13 protein-coding genes and 1 pseudogene are annotated in these 16,481 nt (G+C 70.5%); 6 read left to right on the top strand and 8 right to left on the bottom strand.

All coding sequences use genetic code 11. The features are described 5' to 3' along the window. The first annotated feature begins 9 nt into the window (after positions 1 to 9). Positions 10 to 996, top strand: coding sequence for a DUF1963 domain-containing protein (locus tag CRP55_RS43575; RefSeq protein ID WP_097327902.1), 987 nt, complete (start codon positions 10 to 12; stop codon positions 994 to 996). Here CRP55_RS43575 and CRP55_RS43570 read toward each other — a convergent pair. Genes CRP55_RS43570 through CRP55_RS43560 form a run of 3 tightly spaced genes read right to left on the bottom strand, consistent with a single transcriptional unit; the run spans position 986 to position 3,471 of the window. After that, entirely contained in the window at positions 986 to 1,291 is a 306-nt protein-coding gene (locus tag CRP55_RS43570; protein WP_179855603.1) for an STAS domain-containing protein, read from the bottom strand. The genes CRP55_RS43575 and CRP55_RS43570 overlap by 11 nt on opposite strands. 1 nt (position 1,292) lies before the next feature. After that, positions 1,293 to 2,675: an ATPase domain-containing protein gene (locus tag CRP55_RS43565; RefSeq protein WP_218854964.1), complete on the bottom strand. Its 1,383-nt coding sequence runs from the start codon at positions 2,673 to 2,675 to the stop codon at positions 1,293 to 1,295. Further along, positions 2,668 to 3,471, bottom strand: a complete 804-nt coding sequence (locus CRP55_RS43560; protein ID WP_281260854.1) for an ATP-binding protein — start codon at positions 3,469 to 3,471, stop codon at positions 2,668 to 2,670. The genes CRP55_RS43565 and CRP55_RS43560 overlap by 8 nt, the downstream gene beginning before the upstream one ends. Before the next feature lie 193 nt (positions 3,472 to 3,664). Between CRP55_RS43560 and CRP55_RS43555 the strand changes: the two genes are divergently transcribed. Further along, the gene (locus tag CRP55_RS43555; RefSeq protein WP_097328046.1) at positions 3,665 to 4,834 is read left to right on the top strand and encodes a serine hydrolase domain-containing protein; all 1,170 of its coding nucleotides are present in this window, start codon (positions 3,665 to 3,667) and stop codon (positions 4,832 to 4,834) included. Between the two features lie 66 nt (positions 4,835 to 4,900). Here the strand turns inward: CRP55_RS43555 and CRP55_RS56125 are convergent. Continuing rightward, a pseudogene (locus CRP55_RS56125) lies at positions 4,901 to 5,940 on the bottom strand (IS630 family transposase). 126 nt (positions 5,941 to 6,066) lie between these two features. Beyond that, positions 6,067 to 7,455, bottom strand: a complete 1,389-nt coding sequence (locus tag CRP55_RS43545; RefSeq protein ID WP_097327899.1) for an FAD-dependent monooxygenase — start codon at positions 7,453 to 7,455, stop codon at positions 6,067 to 6,069. Between the two features lie 214 nt (positions 7,456 to 7,669). Between CRP55_RS43545 and CRP55_RS43540 the strand changes: the two genes are divergently transcribed. Continuing rightward, complete coding sequence (locus CRP55_RS43540; RefSeq protein ID WP_097327898.1) at positions 7,670 to 9,718, top strand: cellulose binding domain-containing protein; 2,049 nt, start codon at positions 7,670 to 7,672, stop codon at positions 9,716 to 9,718. Here CRP55_RS43540 and CRP55_RS43535 read toward each other — a convergent pair. Next, positions 9,690 to 10,595: a hypothetical protein gene (locus CRP55_RS43535; protein WP_143235349.1), complete on the bottom strand. Its 906-nt coding sequence runs from the start codon at positions 10,593 to 10,595 to the stop codon at positions 9,690 to 9,692. The genes CRP55_RS43540 and CRP55_RS43535 overlap by 29 nt on opposite strands. A gap of 9 nt (positions 10,596 to 10,604) precedes the next feature. After that, positions 10,605 to 12,119 (bottom strand): alpha/beta hydrolase, encoded by a 1,515-nt coding sequence (locus CRP55_RS43530; RefSeq protein WP_097327896.1) that lies wholly within the window; start codon positions 12,117 to 12,119, stop codon positions 10,605 to 10,607. 146 nt (positions 12,120 to 12,265) lie between these two features. Between CRP55_RS43530 and CRP55_RS53645 the strand changes: the two genes are divergently transcribed. After that, positions 12,266 to 12,424 (top strand): hypothetical protein, encoded by a 159-nt coding sequence (locus tag CRP55_RS53645; RefSeq protein WP_179855601.1) that lies wholly within the window; start codon positions 12,266 to 12,268, stop codon positions 12,422 to 12,424. A 42-nt stretch (positions 12,425 to 12,466) separates the two neighbouring features. Continuing rightward, on the top strand, positions 12,467 to 15,445 hold the full coding sequence (locus CRP55_RS43525) for a PAS domain S-box protein (protein WP_097327895.1): 2,979 nt from the start codon (positions 12,467 to 12,469) through the stop codon (positions 15,443 to 15,445). On the opposite strand, the gene CRP55_RS43520 is transcribed toward CRP55_RS43525, so the two are convergent. Further along, on the bottom strand, positions 15,423 to 15,986 hold the full coding sequence (locus tag CRP55_RS43520) for a DUF998 domain-containing protein (protein WP_097327894.1): 564 nt from the start codon (positions 15,984 to 15,986) through the stop codon (positions 15,423 to 15,425). The two genes, CRP55_RS43525 and CRP55_RS43520, sit on opposite strands and share 23 nt — an antisense overlap. Positions 15,987 to 16,197: 211 nt before the next feature. On the opposite strand from CRP55_RS43520, the gene CRP55_RS56400 reads away from it, so the two are divergent. Then, the coding region (locus tag CRP55_RS56400; RefSeq protein WP_143235347.1) for a helix-turn-helix domain-containing protein at positions 16,198 to 16,481 on the top strand (284 nt) is incomplete at its 3' end.

Here is a 16,481-nt window from a genome sequence, read left to right as displayed (position 1 = left end):
TGCTGGGCCATGGATGACCAAGGACGGTTTCATCGAGCGGCGCTCGAGTCGGGTATCCCCGACGACGAGATCCGCCGGTTCGCCGGGCACCTCCGCCTGTCGATCCGCCTGGGCGGCACCGGCGTCGCGGCCGGGTCGCCGCAGTCGCGCGGGGGCGCGGTCGGGCAGTTCGGCGTGTCGCCCCAGTCGCGCGGGGGCGCGGTGGGGCAGTTCGGCGTGTCGCCCCAGTCGGGCGGGGGCGCGGTGGGGCAGTTCGGTGGGGCGCCGCGGCTTCCGGTGGGCGTGGACTGGCCGAGCGCCGACGGGAGTCCGCTGCCCTTCGTCTTCTCGGTCGACTGTGCGGCCCTGCCGCGCGTCGACGGCTTCGCCCTGCCGGCCGGCGGCTCACTGCTGTTCTTCCTCGACCACGAGAAGGACCACCTGGCCGCTCCGGCCGGCGAGCACGGCTACGCGCGCGTCGTCCACGTGCCCGCCGGTGCCGAGACCGTGCCGTCTTCCGGTGCCGCGGTCGTCGGCGAGCAGTATGCCGTGGCGGCCACGGTGCTGGCCGAGCTGCCCGATTGGCTCGGGACGAATGAGGCCGAGGACGAGGAGGAAGAGGACGACCTGTCGCCGTTCCAGGAGCAACTGGCTCGTGACCTGGAGCGCGACCTTCCGCACCGGGCCGAGCTGAGTGCTCTGGCCGGGAGCCTCTGGCCGCCGTCCGAGGGGCTGGCCAGCGGCTACCTCGGTGGGTACGCCGACGATGACGTGATCACGAGCATCGCCGAGCAGACCCTCGCCGGGCGGGAGAAGGCCGGAGAGATCGTCATCCCGGTGGCGAACTGGTACTCGCACGTGGAGAGGGAGAAGCACCGGCTGATGAGCGAGTGGGTGTCGCTGGCCCGGTTCTCCCTGCCCGACGAGCTCTACTCCGGCAGCTTCGTGATCCGCCACGACGATCTGGCCGCCGGCCGGCTCGACCGGGCGTTCTCGGTGACCCGGTTCAGCGAGTAGAGCCGTCCCGGCAGAGGTTGGGCACCGTCGCCGGGAGGTCGAGCAGGTCGATCAGCTCGGCCGGGCCGGGTCGCAGGCTCGTGAGCCGTAGCCGCCCCTCGCCGAGCATTCCCGCGGCGTGGACCAGGACGGAGATCCCGGACGCGTCGATGAAGTCCAGTTGGGAGCAGTCGACGACGAGGTCGTGGCCCGGGCGCGCCGCCTCGCTGAGGGCGGCCGCCAACAGGTCACGGGTCGCGAGGTCGAGCTCGCCGACGAGGTGCACCGTGTGCGGATCGACGCGATCCCGGTGCACCTCAAACGGGGTCGAAGGGGGCTCTGATACTGATGCCATCGTGGGTGATCTCGAATTGGCGGGCCTGCGGAATGTGACGGCTCGCCCGGGTCTTCAGCACGGTCAGCGCCCGCCCGCCGCTGGCCCCGTCGCGCAGGTACTGGAGCAGGATCACGTTGTCGGACAGGTGTGACACCCCGCGTTCGGAAAGGCTGGTGTGGCCGTACAGTTCGGCCGACTCGAAGGTGAGCAGAACGCTGATGCCCGCCCGGGAACAGTGGTTGAGCAGCGCGTAGACGAACTCCCGAAACCTTTTCTCGTCGGGGCAGGCGGCCGCCAGGTCGCCGAGACTGTCGATGACCAGCCGGCGGGCGCCGGTCGACTCGATGGTGTCGAGCAGGTCGTAATACCACTCGTCGATGTAGATGTCGTTCGGCGAGTCGCAGCGCAGCACGGCCATCGGCTCGTCGACGTCCCAGCCGAATCCGGCGACCATCCGTTCGAGCTGAACGCGGTTCTCCTGCATCGAGGCGTACACGCCAGGCTCGCCCAGGCGCGCCCCGCCGTAGATGAACTGGAGCCCCATGACCGTCTTCCCGGACCCCGACGGGCCGATCACCAAGGTGGCCGACCCGGGCCAGTAGCCGTCGCCGACCAGCATGTCCAGGGCGGCGATGCCCGACGTGGCCCGTCGTTCACTCAGCTCGTACGACCCGGCGCCGACGTCGCTGAGCCGGGGGAACACCCGGATGCCGGAGCTTTCGATGCGATAGGCGTGTGCGCCCGAGCGGAAGTCGCTGCCCCGCAGCTTCAGCACCCGCAGGGCCCGGCTGTCACGCTGGCCGGCGTCCTCGGTGGCGAGCAGCACGGCCGCGTCGGCGACGGCGAACTCCGGACAGCCCTCGAGCTCGTCACGCCGGTACTCGCCCAGCCACAGCGCCATGGTGCCGGTCGCGGCCAGCCGGCCGGCCAGCTGATGGACGAAGCCTTCGAACTCCCGCTCGCCGACCGCGCGGTAGCGCAGCGCCCGGAAGCTGTCGATGATCAGCAGCGAGCACGGCTGCTTCGCGACCAGGTCGGTGATGTGGTCGAGCACGCCGGTCAGGCCGTTGTCGTCGAGTTCGCCGCCGAGGTCCTCGAACAGCACCGACCGGCCGACCCGGCCCGGATCGAAGAACGACAGGGCCTCTCCGAAGTAGAGGATCTTGCTGAGGGGTTCCGCGACGGTGCTCAGATAGATGGCCGGCCGCTGATCGGTCCCGTTCGCGAACGCGTACTGCTGGGCCAGGACGGTCTTGCCGCTGCCGGGAAGACCGGCGATGAGGGTGACGGACGGGTCGATCAGCCCTCCGCCGAGGATCGCGTCCAATCGGGGCTGGCCGCTGACCAGCCGCCGTTCAGGCACGGGGCACCTCGGGGACGGTGCCGGCGGGGGACGGCTCGGTCAGGCGCCGCGCCTCGGCCAGCACCTCCAGCGGGTGCACCGGCTTGCGCAGGAACCGGCTCGCTCGCAGGCCCTCCGGTGGCGGAAGGATCGAGATGGCCAGGACCGGAACTCCCGCCCGCATGAGGTCCTCGCAGAGCGGGACGGTCAGTCCGCGGGAGGTCGTCAGGTCGACGATCGCCAACCGCGGTGGGCTCGCCGCCGCGGCGCGGCCGGCCTCGGCCGAAGCCGCCACCGTCGTGGGGAAGCCTTCGGCGTCGAGGAACGAGGACAACGACCGCCCGGCGAACCGGTCCCCGTCGACGAGGAGCACCCGCGGCGGCGCCGACCCGCCCGCGGCCGTGCTCGCGCGCCCGGCCGGGACGGGCACCCGGAGCCGGACCTCGGTGCCCTGCCGGTCGCGCCGGCCCGGCCTGATCGTGACCTCGTCGGACAGGCCCAGGACGATCCGCAGGCCACGGCCGGGCTCGCCCGACCCGCCACCGGACTCGAAGACACCGTCATCGGACACGGTGATCCACAAACCCTGGTCGGTGTCCTCCCACCGCACGCAGACCACGCCGGTGGCGCCGTGCTCGACCGCGTTGGCCGACAGCTCATGGGTGACCAGCACCATCCGCTCCCGCTCCCGGTCGGTGAAACCCGCTTCCCGGGCCAGGCGGGTGACGAAGGCCCTGATGTCGCGCAACACCTCAGGACTAGCCGGAAAAAGAGATTCAACAGGCTCGCTGGCTCCCGAGCCAGGCGGCAATGACATGACCGGGCCTCCTTGGGGCCCTCCCGGCCCGCCTACCGAGGGTAACCTCCGCATCATCACGGCGCGAGGGGCACCACACGGCCGGGGAGACAGAGCTGCGGGAAGACCACTTTCCCCCTAAGTGGATCAATCAGGGTTTTGCCGGGACGTGACCCGGATGTCCGGGCCGGGGCGTCCCGGCAGGCTGGTCGGCATGAAGATCACTCGGGTGCGTATGGTCACCGTCTCGCTCGCCGCGGCCGTTGCGGCCGGTGTCGTCCTGCCGGCCTCGGTGCCCGCCTTCGCCACGACCCGGCACACCGTCTGCGACGGCGCCGGGGTCGACGCGAGCGGGATGCGGCAGGCGATGGCGGGGCTGCCCAACACCGTGGCGACCAGCGCCCAGGTGCGTGTCACCACGCCGGGCGGCTGCTGGACGGGGCTCTCGGGTGTCGCCGACTTACGTACCGAGGCCCCGGTGCCGGCGAACGCGCGGTTCCGGATCGGCAGTGTCACGAAGGTCTTCACGGCCACCGTCGTGCTGCAGCTCGCCGCCGAGCACCGGCTGAGCCTGGACGCGCCCGTCCAGCGCTATCTGCCTGAGCTGCTACCCGCCGAATACCCCGAGGTGACCGTACGGCAGTTGCTGAACCACACCGACGGCCTGCCGAGCCCGGCGTTGCCGGACGACCTCGAGTGGATCCTGGCCCATCGGTACGACCGCTGGACGCCGCGCCAGATCGTCCGGGACGCGCTGCGCAACCCGCGCGAGTTCGAGCCGGGCGCGAAGCAGCACTACACGAACATGGGTTACATCGTGGCCGGCCTGCTGATCGAGAAGGTCACGGGACGCCCGTACGCCCAAGAAATCGATCGTCGAATTGCCAGGCCCCTCGGGTTGCGCGACACGTATGTGCCCGGCGCCGATCCGGCCATCCGCGGCCCGCACGCGCACGGCTACCAGGTGGTGACCCGCGAGGGGGTGACCAGCCTGATCGACGTGACGAACTGGAGCCAGACCCTCACGCCCGCCTCCGGCGACATGATCTCGACCCTGGCCGACCTCGACACCTTCACCGCCGCCCTGTTCGGCGGCCGGCTGCTGCCGCCGGCCCAGCTCGGCGAGATGTTCACGCTGCCGCCGGTGAAGGACGTGTCCGGCGGCCCGGCCACCCACAGCGCCGGCCTTGAGGCGACCACGTTGCCGAACGGCGAGGTGCTGTGGGCGAAGTCCGGCGCCCGCTACGGCTACTCCAGCGCGATCGGCGCCAGCCGCGACGGCCGCTTCCGCCTGGTGTACTCGGTGACCTCCACCGACGCCAAGGGCGAGGGGCAGATGAGCACCGCCGAGGGCATCATCCACGCCGCGCTGGCCATGCGCTGAGCGGGCCGCCGAGCTCGCCCTCCGGATCAACGCGGAGGAGACGGCCCGGCGGCGGTGCTCGAATTCCTAAGCACCTGGCCAGAAGTCTTGTCCGTGTTCCGGCGGGAGCCAGGGTGAGGTCCAGGGCGCGGCGGTGGTCAGGTTCTGGTCATGGGTTCGGTGCTGGAAGAAGGCATGGGCTTGACGGATCCGATCGGCCATGGTCGCCGGGGCGGTGTTCGCGATCTGTGCTTTGAGCGCGGCCCAGATGCGTTCGACGGGATTGTCTTGCGGGCTGTAACGGGCGCCTCGGATCAGGTGTAGGCGGGGGTGTTCGTCGAGCCATTGCTGGGTGATGCCGGATAGGTGGGTGCCGCCGTTGTCGCAGATCACGGCGACGGCGGCGGCGTTCGGGTAGGCGTCGAGCAGTTGTTGCAGGAAGTAGCAGAAGACAACGGATACGTTTTTCACTGAGATGTGGTGGTGGACCTGGCCGGTGGCCAGGTTGATCGCGCCGTGAACGGTGCGGCGAACGTTTTGCCGGGTGTCATGATCCGGTGCCGGATCCCCTGCGGCATCCAGCAGGAACGGACACGGGCGAGCAGGTCGAGGTGGGTTTCGTCTTCCGCGAGGACGACTGATCCGGCCGGGAGGGCGGTGATCTGGTCGCGGATGCCGGCGCAGATCTGGTCGTGGTCGGGGTCGCTTTTGGCGATCAGTCGGGGTCTGGACCAGCGGGCTTGTTGGCGGATGCGCCGTCGCAGGGTGTCCAGGCTGATCTGTGGGCGGCCGAGGGCGCGCCAGAGGCGGGCGGTGGTCCAGGGTTTCGGGGTTTGCAGGAGTCTGCCGATGCGTTCGCCGAGGCGCTGGCTGCCTTTGCGGGGTCGTCCGGTGCGGGGCCGGTCGGGGAGCCCGGCCAGGCCTTCGTGGTGGTGGCGGGTGATCCAGCGGCGCACGGTGACCGGGTCGTAGTGCAACAGTTCGGCGATCTCGCTTGCGGTCATGCCCGCGGCGGAGAGCACGACGATGACCATGCGAGTGGCGGTGCGCCAGGGCCCGTGTAGGGCGGTAATCAGTTCGGTGTATTGCTCGGCCGGGATCCGGGCGTAGACGTGCGCAGGGCGCATACTGGTCGTGACCTCGTCGGGGGTTTCGGTCTGGTGTGGTAACTCGATCCGAACCCACGACGAGGTTTTTACGTCGGTACGTCCCTCATCCCGAGTGAGTTACGTACAGAACTTTTGATTAGGCGCTTAGAGCGTCTCTGAGCCGAACCAGCGGGCGAGGTGGTCGTTCAGATCCCGCTGAGTGTCGCCGATCCAGGCGACGTGGCCGTCGGGGCGTACCAGCGCGGCGGGTACGTCCAGGCCGGCGGCCGGGTCGCCCCGGTAGTCGACCCGGTCCGACCAGCCGCCGACGGTCAGGCGCCCGGTGCGGTCCAGCAGCAGGCCCCGGCCCCGGTGCAGGCGGGCGTAGACGTCGCCGACGTCGGGCAGGCGGCGGCCGAGCAGGCCGGGGCCGTCGCCGAAGTCGTAGCGGACGCCGATCGCGCTGATCTGTTCGAGCAGGTAGCGGTTCACCTCGTCGAAGTCCATCAGCCGCGTCAGCAGCCGGCGTACGGCCCGCGCGCCCGGTTCGGTGGACAGCAGCTCCGTCTGGGCCCGGGTGTTGTCGAGCACCGCCGCGGCGACCGGGCGGCGCTCGGCCTCGTACGTGTCGAGCAGGGTGCCCGGCGCCCAGCCCCGGATCTGCGCGGCCAGCTTCCAGCCCAGGTTGAACGCGTCCTGCAGGCCGAGGTTGAGGCCCTGCCCGCCGATGGGCGGGTGGATGTGGGCCGCGTCGCCGGCCAGCAGCACCCGCCCGAGCCGGTAGTGGTCGGCCAGGCGGGTGGCGTCGCCGAAACGGGACATCCAGCGCGGGGAGTGCACCCCGAAATCGGTGCCGGTGAAGGCGTACAACTGCTGCTGGAAGTCTTTGAGGACGGGCGCCTCGGTGCGATCGCCGCTGACTTCGGCCGCGGGGACGATGACCTGATGGAACCCGGCACCGGCGGGCCTGATGTTCACCCGGCGATCCGCCGTCGCGGTCGGCGGCGTCGCGAATGCCATCTCGCCCATCAGGGTGTCGTTGCGGGAGGGCTCGCCGGGGAAACCGACGCCGAGCAGTTTGCGGACCGTGCTGCGGGCGCCGTCGCAGCCGACGACATAGCGCGCCCGGAGCCGTTCCCCGTCGGTCAGTTCCACGGTCGCGCCGTCGTCGTCCTGGTCGAGGCCGGCCACCGTGCAACCGTGCCTGACCTGCGCGCCGAGCCCGATCGCGTGCTCGGTGAGCACCTCGACGACGACCGGTAGGTGGATGCCGAGCAGATAGGCGTACGGCGAATCCAGACCGTCGGGTGCGGGCTTGTCGATGGCGGCGAAATACGCGCCGGCCGGGCGCCGCCGGCCGTGCGGAAGCAGACGGTCCAGCAGCCCGCGCATCGCCATGAGCTCGATGCTGCGAATGTGCAGACCGACGATGCGGGCGTACGAAACGGGTCCGGTCTCCTTCTCCAGGACGAGAACCCGTACCTCATGGAGCCGCAACTCGGCGGCCAGCATGGCGCCGGCCGGACCGCCGCCCGCGATGATCACGTCGTACATCAATGGTGCCTTTCGGGAGGGCGAAACGCGCTCCCGGCGACGTCTATGTCAATCGCCCGGCCGTGACGGCAAGGGGGAGCGCCCACAGCTTCACAGAGTTCATGGGTCTCACCTCCTCGGGCAGTGTCGCGGCGGAGACAACCTACCACGCCGCCCACTCAACCAATTGACAACCATCATTTCGATGCCGAAGATTGGGAGCGCTCCCAAGCGGATGGAGGCGGTTGTGCGGTTAATTCGGCGTGTCCTGACCGGCACGGTTCTGGTGGTGGCGGCCGCTACCGTGGGCGGTGTGCCGTCGGGGGCGAGCGCCGCGGCGGAAAGCGCGGTCCGGGTCGATGTCGACGCGCGGGCGGGACTGGCGAAAGTCGGTGACGTCGCGCTCGGTGTCAACCACGCGATCTGGGACTCCCAGCTCGGCACGCCGGCGGTCGCCGACCTGCTGGGCGACGCGGGTGTGCGGATGGTGCGGTATCCCGGTGGGTCGTACGCGGACATCTATCACTGGAAGGACCACACGGCCCCCGGTGGTTACGTCGCGCCGGACACCGACTTCGACACCTTCATGGCGGGAGCGCGCCGGACCGGCGCCCAGCCGATGATCATCGCGAATTACGGGACCGGTACGGCGCAGGAGGCGGCCGACTGGGTGCGATACGCCAACGTCACCAAGGGGTACGGCGCCAAGTACTGGACGATCGGCAACGAGAACTACGGCAACGGGCACTACGGGTCGGCCTGGGAGGCCGACGACCACGCCGACAAGAGCCCGAAAGAATACGCGGCGCACGTCGTCGCGTACGCCCAAGCAATGAAAGCAGTTGATCCCACGATCAAGATCGGCGCCGTGCTGACCATGCCCGGCAACTGGCCCGACGGCATCGTGGGGGCGGGGGACGAGGGCACCTGGAACCAGGAGGTGCTGACCCGGGCCGGCGCGGCCATCGACTTCGTGGACGTGCACTGGTACCCCGGCGGCAGCACGCCGGCCGAGGCGCTGACGAAAACCGCGCACATCCAGGACGCCGCTTACCTCTTGCGGCAACAGATTCGGTCGTACGCCGGGGACGCCGCCGACCGGATCAAGATCAGCATGACCGAGACGAACGTCGACGTGGGGCGCAACACGCAGCCGGGCGCCCTCTTCCTGGCCGACGTCTACAGCGGCCTGCTTGAACAGGGCGTCTTCACGGTGCACTGGTGGAACGTCCACAACGGTCTTGGGACGGTCTCCGAGGTCGCCGGGCACACCGACTACGGCGATTACGGACTGCTCTCGAGCGGGAACTGCAACGCCGACAACACGGTCTGCCAGCCGCCGATGAACACGCCCTTCGCGCCGTACTACGCGCTGTCGCTGATGGGTTCCTTCGCCCGCACCGGCGACCAGTTCATCGGTACCGGCACCGACGACGCGTCGGTCAGCGCTCACGCCGTGCGCCGCGCCAACGGTGACCTGGCGGTGTTGCTGATCAACAAGGACCCGTCGGCATCGCGGTCGATCACGGTGAACTACAACGGTTTCACCCCGGCCTCGGGCGCGCCGGCGGTCTCCTCGGTCGGCAACGGCGACGACGCGATCTCCACGGGAGCGAGCGGCTCCGCGACCGGGCAGACGCTTGCCCCGTACGAGATCAAGCTCGTGACCCTGCACCCGGCCGCGCCGAATGCGGCCGGGCCGAAGGCGCCGGCTCAGCCGGCCGCGACCGTGACCGACCGCACCGCGACCATCTCGTGGCCGTCGGCCGGCGCCGGACTGAAGTACGAGGTGTACCGCCAGAACGGCGGAATCAGCGAGCAGCTGGGCGAAACCACAGCGACATCCCTGACGGTCCGTAACCTGGAGCCGGGCCGCCGTTACACGGTGAACGTGCTCGCCCGTGACGCAGCGGGACGCCAGTCGCCGAGCTCACTGCCGGTGACGTTCACGACCGGCACCCCGGCGTCCTCGTCCTGCACGGTCAAGTTCCGCGACACCAACGACTGGGGCAACGGTTACGTCGGCTCGATCGACATCACGAACAACGCGGCGGCCCCGGTCAACGGCTGGACCCTGACCTACACCTGGCCCACCGCATGGCAGACGGTGAGCAGCGGCTGGAGCGCGACGTGGGAGCAGACCGCCCGCACGGTCCGCGTGACCAGCGACGGCAGCCTGGCCGCGGGCGCGACGGCAACGGTCGGCTTCGTCGGCGCCTACAGCGGCCCGAACGTGCTCCCCACGGCCTTCACCCTCAACGGGACGGTGTGCACGAGCGTTTAGCTTCAATTCCGGCGGCTTTCAGGACGGCGCGAGCGTCCGCCGTGACCCATGGGTTGGGCCGGCGGGCGCTCACGCCGCCCCAGTCGACGGCGTCGGGGCTGGAGCCGGTGTAGTAGCGGGCCTGCGCGGGCCAGCCGCCTTCGATCCGCAGCGAGTCCAGCAGGTCGAGGGCGTCCGCGCAGCGCGGGTCCCCGAGCAGATCGAGATCGGACAGGGCCTTGAGGCCGCCGAGAATGTCGTAATGCCAGTAGAGCGGGTAGTGCAACTGAACGAACGACGGGTGGATCAGGCTGCCGTCACTGATCCGGAAGGCCAGACGCCGGCTCAGGAAAACCTCGGCGGCGCGGCGGGCCTCGGCGACCAGCCCGTGCGCGGCCAGCCCGCGCATGGGCAGCAAGGTCTCGTGGAACGACGACGTGGCGGCGGCCGGACTCTTGTCGCAGTTCCAGCCGCCGTCCGGCCACTGCCAGTGCAGCAGCCGCTCGGCCAGGGCGTCGCAACGCTCGTCGGCCAGGCCGAGCCTCGTCAGATACCAGAGGGTGTTGCCCTGCTGAGACGCGCAGCGCCGGTGGCGCCCCGCCATGACCGGCACGCCCCGCCTCCGATAGGCCGCCGCCTTGGACGTGGCCTCGAACTCCACGTAGTAGGACTCGTCGAGCCACGCGGCCAGAACCCGTTCCCGTAACGGGTGCAGGGCCTCATCGCCCGGGGGATAGCCGAGGTCGGCCAGGGCCGCGAGGGCCCAGTGGGCGCCCTGCCACTTGGCGTAGACGCCCGGTTTCTCGGCCGCGGCCAGAATGCGGCGCACCCGCTCGGAAGAACGGATCTCGTCCCGGTCCACGGCCTCGCCCATTTTCCAGCGGAGAGCCGGCTCCATCCATGCATGCTAAGCGTTCGGGAAGGGTGGCCGGTCCTGCTGGCAGACGGTGCCCTTCGGGGGCAGGGCGCCGCCGATCAGGTACCGCGTGTACCAGTCGGTGACGCACGCGCTGAAGCTGCTCGTGTGGCCGAAACCCGTCATGGTGAGCAGGCGGGCGTTGCCGAGCTCGCGCTCCATGCGCTGGGCGAAGGCGTACCGGGTGGCCGGATCGTACGTCGGGTTGACCAGCAGGACTGTCGACGACGTCCTCCGGTTCCACGGGCCGTTGTAGCGTTCGGTGGTCCGCGGCCAGTTCGCGCAGCCGACCTCGCCGAACGCCTCGGCCCGCCCGAATGTCGGGTGTGCGGCCTCGAAGACCTTGGCGAAGCCGGGGTAGAGGGCCGGGTCGCGCGGCAGCGGGGCGTCGGCGCAGTTGACGGCGTAGAAGGCGTCGTTCCCGGTGTACGAGTACGCGTCCGGCAGGCCACCGCGGGCCGGCGGTGCGCTGATCTTCCCCGGCCGCGCCCGGAGGGTGGACGGCGCCCCGGTGATGGTGTCGTACGCGAGCCGCAGGATCTCGGCCGTCTCCGGGAAGGAGGCCACGTCGTACATGCTGGAGGAGACGTAGCCGGTGAAGTCGTCGAGCGTGATCTCGCCGTACCCCGGAAGCGTCACCGGCCCCTGCCGGAACCGCAGCCGGACCTTCTCGTATTTGCCCCGGGCGTCGCCGGAGAGCGCGCAGGCCGGGCCGGCGCTGTCGCAGGCCCGCAGGAAGCCGTCGAGCGCGATCTCGAAGCCCCCGGCGCGGTCGAATTTGTTGGCCAGTCGCCGGTTCGTCCGCTGATCGGGGTCGACGTTGCCGTCGAGCACGACCGCGCGGACCTTGCCGGGGAACAGGTTGACGTACGTGGCGCCGAGGTGTGTCCCGTACGAGTAACCGATGTAGCTCAGCTTGGCGTCACCGACCGCCTGCCGCAGCAGGTCGAGGTCTTTGGCGACGTTGAGGGTGCTCATGTGCGCGAGCAGCGGGCCCGCGTCGCGCTTGCAGGCCTCGGTGTACTCGTAGTTCGCGCGCAGCGTGCTCGCGATCTCCGGCTTGGTCAGCGGGACCAGTTTCATCTGGGCGAGCAGCGCCTCCGCCTCGGCGTCGGTGGCGAAGCACTGCAACGGGTCGCTGGCCCCGATGCCGCGCGGGTCGAAGCCGACGATGTCGAAGTGGGCCAGCACGTCGGCCGAGACGAGCTGGCCGGCGATGGTGACCATGCCGCGCCCGGCGCCGCCGGGACCGCCGGGGTTGACGAAGATGGTGCCGATGCGGTGGGCGGGATCGCCGGCCGGGCGGCGGGCCAGCGCGATCGTGGTGGTGGCGCCGCCGGGCCGATCGTGGTCGAGCGGCACCTGCTGGGTGGCGCACTGGTAGCCGGCGAGTTCTTCTTCGGCGCAGGCGGCCCAGGTGAGCCGGGGCGCGGCGTGCGCGGCCTGAGGCGCGGCCACGAACGCGGCCAGGACGGTGAGCGCGGTGGCGACCTTCGCTAAGGACATCTCGTCATCGTTTCATGGCATCGACCTTGATCGCTGTCCCGCCGGTGTGCGTGACGGCCGTCTCGCGCACGCATCAGCGCCGCCGCGCCCGGGTATGACCAACCCCGTACAAGCAAGATCAAGATCTTTAGTTCGGGAGGTACGTCATGAGCGACGCCGAGAAGCGTGAAGAGCTCGAGGAGCTGGCCAAGGAGCGCGTCGAGGAGCTGCCGGGCGAGACCGCGCTCGGTCACCGTGACCCGGAAGCGGGCGGCGAGGGTGACCCGCAGGACTACGAGGGCAACCGCGACGTGAAGCTTCCCTGACGCTTCTCTCAAGGTCGCCGGAGGCCGACCGATACAGGCGGCATGGTTCTCCGGCACCCAGGTCAGCCCGCGGCCGCCCTGTCCTCCCGTCTGCTCGACGGTCAGGCACAGGGCGGCGGCGTGCTGGACCGGCTCACCCGCCTGGCCGCACGCCTGCTGAACGCCCCCGTCGCGGCGGTGTCGCTGGTCGGCGACGACCGGCAGGTGTTCCTCAGCGCGGTCGGCGAACCACCCGGCCTGGCCTATTCGCCCTGCCGGCACGTGGTCGAGGCCGACGCGCCGCTGATCATCGGTGACATCCGGGCCGACGGCCGGGTCCGCGACCGGGCCGAGCTGACCGCGCTCGGCGTCGCCGCGTACGCCGGCTTCCCGTTGCGCAACCCGCGCGGCGAGACCCTCGGTTCCTTCTGCGTCATCGACGTCGAGCCCCGCGAGTGGACCGCCGAGGAGCTCTCCACCCTCGGCGACCTGGCCGCGGCCGCCGAGTCGGAGCTGGCCGCGCGCCTGGCCGACACCGAGATCCGTACCCGGGCCGCCCGCGCCCAGGCCCAGCTCGACACGGCCAAGGCGGTCACCGCCGACGGCCTCGAGGCCCGTTTCCGCTCGATGTTCGAATCCTCACCGATCGGCGTGGCCCTGGTCGGGCTGGACGGCTCGTTCCTGCGCGTCAACGCCGCCATCGCCACCATCACCGGCTACAGCTTCGACGAGCTGCTGGCCAGCAGCTTCCAGGCGATCACCCACCCGGCCGACCTCGAGGCGAGCCTCGACATGGTCACCCGGATGGTCGCCGGCGAGGCGCACACCATGCGGGTGCACAAGCGGTACATGCGCCGCGACGGCACCCCCGTCTGGTGCATGGTCTCGGTGGTGCTCCTGCGCGATGACGACAACCGCCCGACGCAGTTCCTCATGCAGATGGTCGACATCGACGTGGAGCGGCGCAGCCAGGACCAGGCCGAGGCGCTGGCCGCCCGCGAGACCTACCGCCTGCGGACCACCATCAGCATCCAGCGTGAGGTGGCCGCGGCCGCCTCCGACCGCGGCGCCGCCCTGCGCCTGATCGCCGAGCGGACCCTGACCGCCATCCCCGCCGACGGCGCCGTGGTCGGTCTCGTCCACGGCACGGTGCTGCGCGCCGCGGCCAAGGCGGGCTCCCTGGCCAACCGGGAGATGTTCGAGGCGCCGGTCAGCAACTCGCTGTCCGGGCTGGCCGTGCGCACGCGGACGACCCTGCGCTGCGACGACACCACCGCCGACCCGCGCGTCGAGCCGGCCATGTGCGAGGCCCTCGGCATCCGCTCGCTGATCGTCGCGCCGCTGCTGGTCGACGGGAATCCGGTCGGCGTCCTCACCGTCTCCAGCGGCCGGGCCGGCGCCTTCGACGAGGCCGACGAGCAGCAGCTCACCCTGCTGGCCGACGCGCTGTCGGGGGCCCTGCGCCACGCCGAGGAGGCCGAGCACCGGGCCCGCCTGCTCCAGCAGGCCAACGACGCGGTGGCGGCGTTGCAGGACAGCGAGGCCCGCTTCCGTTCGGCGTTCGACAACAGCCCGCTCGGCATGGCGCTGACCAGCCTGCACCCGGACAACCTGGGCGTCGTGCTTCAGGCGAACGCGGCCATGGCCGCCATCACCGGATACCGGATCGACGACCTGGTCGGCGGGCACGTGCACAAGTTCCACCACCCCTACGACCACATGGAGACCGACCGCAGCCTGGCCGCGCTGTGCGCCGGCGACGTCGACACGGCGATCGTCTCCAAGCGTTACCGGCACGCCGACGGCCACATCGTGTGGGTGCAGATTCATGGTGCGGTCGTACGGGACGAGCACGGCAAGCCGCACTATCTCGTCACCCAGGTGCAGGACGTGACGACCCGCCGGGAGATCGACGAGCAGCTCCGGCAGCGCGCCCAGCTGCTCGACCTCACCCAGGACGCGGTGATCGTGCGCGACCTGGGCGGCCGCGTCCTCTACTGGAACCCGGCCGCCGAGCGCGTCTACGGCTGGCCGGCCGACCTCATCATCGGCCACGACCTGGACCGCCTGCTCGGCACCGAGTGGACCGACGGCTCCGACCGCCGCTCGGTCACCGACACCCTGCTCCGCGACGGCCTGTGGACCGGCGAGATCGACCACAAGCGGGCCGACGGCCGCCGCGTGCGGGTCCTGTCCCGCAAGGCCGTGCAGTGCGACTCCGAGGGCAACCCGTTCGCCATCCTGTCCATCAACACGGACGTGACGGCCAACCGCGAGGCCGAACGGGCCCGCGACGCCGCCATCGCCGACCTGAACGAGCGCAACCAGGAGCTTCAGGACGCCAACCAGCTCAAGCAGGACCTGATCGGCATGCTCGGCCACGAGATCGGCAACCCGCTGTCGTCGATCCTCGGCTACACCGAGACCATCTCCGACACCTGGGGCGTCCTGCCGAGCGACCGCCAGCGCGCCATGCTGGACGCCATCGACCGCAACGCCCAGGCTCTCAACGGCATCGTCCGCGAGGTCCTGGCCATGGTCACCCTCGACGCGGGCAAACTGACGGCAACCCCGGAGCCGGTCACCGTACGACCCCACCTCGAGGCCGTCGTGGCTTCGGCCGACCCGGGCGTACGGGCTCTGGACCGTTTCGGCTCGTCGAGCCGCACCCAGGCCCGCGTCGAATGCCCCGAGACGCTGACGGCGTCGGTCCAGCCCGGCCACCTCGACCAGATGCTGACCAACCTCATCTCCAACGCCGCCAAGTACGGCGGAGGCGCCACCGCCCTGACCGCCGAGCCCGTCGACGGCCGGATCCGCATCGTCGTCCGCGACAGCGGCCCCGGTGTCCCCGCGGAACTGCAGCCGAACCTGTTCACCCGCTTCGCCCGGGCCGAGTCGACAGCCCAGACGGTCAAAGGCACCGGCCTGGGCCTCTACATCGTCCGCGAGCTGGCCCGCGCCAACGGCGGCGACCTGCGCTACGAGCCGGCCCCCGGCGGCGGCTCCATGTTCGTGATCACGCTGCCGCGCGCAGATTGAGCACGACGAGCCACGCCCACCCGACGACAATGGTCACCCGCTGCCAGAACCCGCTGGTGTTCGTGACGGCCCCCGCCGTCACGAACAGCACAGGCACGGCAACCCCGGTGACCCGGCAGTACCACCGCCACCCCGCGGTGGGCCGCCAGCGGGCCGCGGTGAAGCAGGCCCCGGTCAGAGCCGCGAAGACCATCACCGAAACCACATTGTGGACGACCCCGTGCCAGGCGCTCTCGTCCTGAGGCACAGGATCGGACACGAATACCCCGGCCGCGATCAGCCCCACCCCGACGACACCGACGAGAACACCGGTCCAGCGCCCCACCACCCGCGCCAGCGCGACACCCGACAGCGCCAGCAGCGTCCCCGCGACCACGAAGTTGGCGATCTGCACCCACCCACCGGCCCCGATCGCCGCCTCACTCACAAAGTCCCGCACCGGCTCATACCCAGGCTTGACCGCGTCGTTGACGAAGACGACCGCAACGAACAGCCCGGCCCCCCAGGCCCCGCCGAAAAGCAACGCGCGCTCCCGCGACATACCCGCACCGTAACCCCTTGTCCCTGAGGCCGACCTGAGTGCGCGTCTGCCTACGCGGGCCCATCATTCTGGCTGTTGGAGCCACTAGTGTCGCTCCCTGAGGCCGACCTGAGTGCGCGTCTGCCTACGCGGGCCCATCATTCTGGCTGTTGGAGCCACTAGTGTCGCGTGTCTGAAGTGATTTGACGGTGGTGGTGCGGGACAATGAGGCATGTCAGTTGCTGCGCCGTTGGTTCTGCGTCCTGGTGATGGTGCGCGTCTGCGGGAGCTGACGCGTTCGTCGACTGCGCCGGCTGGTCATGTGCAGCGGGCGCGGATGGTGTTGCTGGCGGCGGAGGGCTTGCCGAACGCCGAGATCGGCCGGCAGGTCGGGATGACCCGGCAGACGGTGATCGCGTGGCGGGCCCGATACGAGACCGGCGGGATCGACGCCCTGGCGGATCTGCCTCGTTCGGGCCGGCCCCCGGTCATCGACGAGTCGGCGGTGATCTCCTC

It is taken from the genome of Paractinoplanes atraurantiacus, assembly GCF_900215205.1.
Taxonomy (GTDB): domain Bacteria; phylum Actinomycetota; class Actinomycetes; order Mycobacteriales; family Micromonosporaceae; genus Actinoplanes; species Actinoplanes atraurantiacus.
Note: the sequence above shows the minus strand (reverse complement) of the source record. Positions and strands in the feature narration are given on the sequence as shown.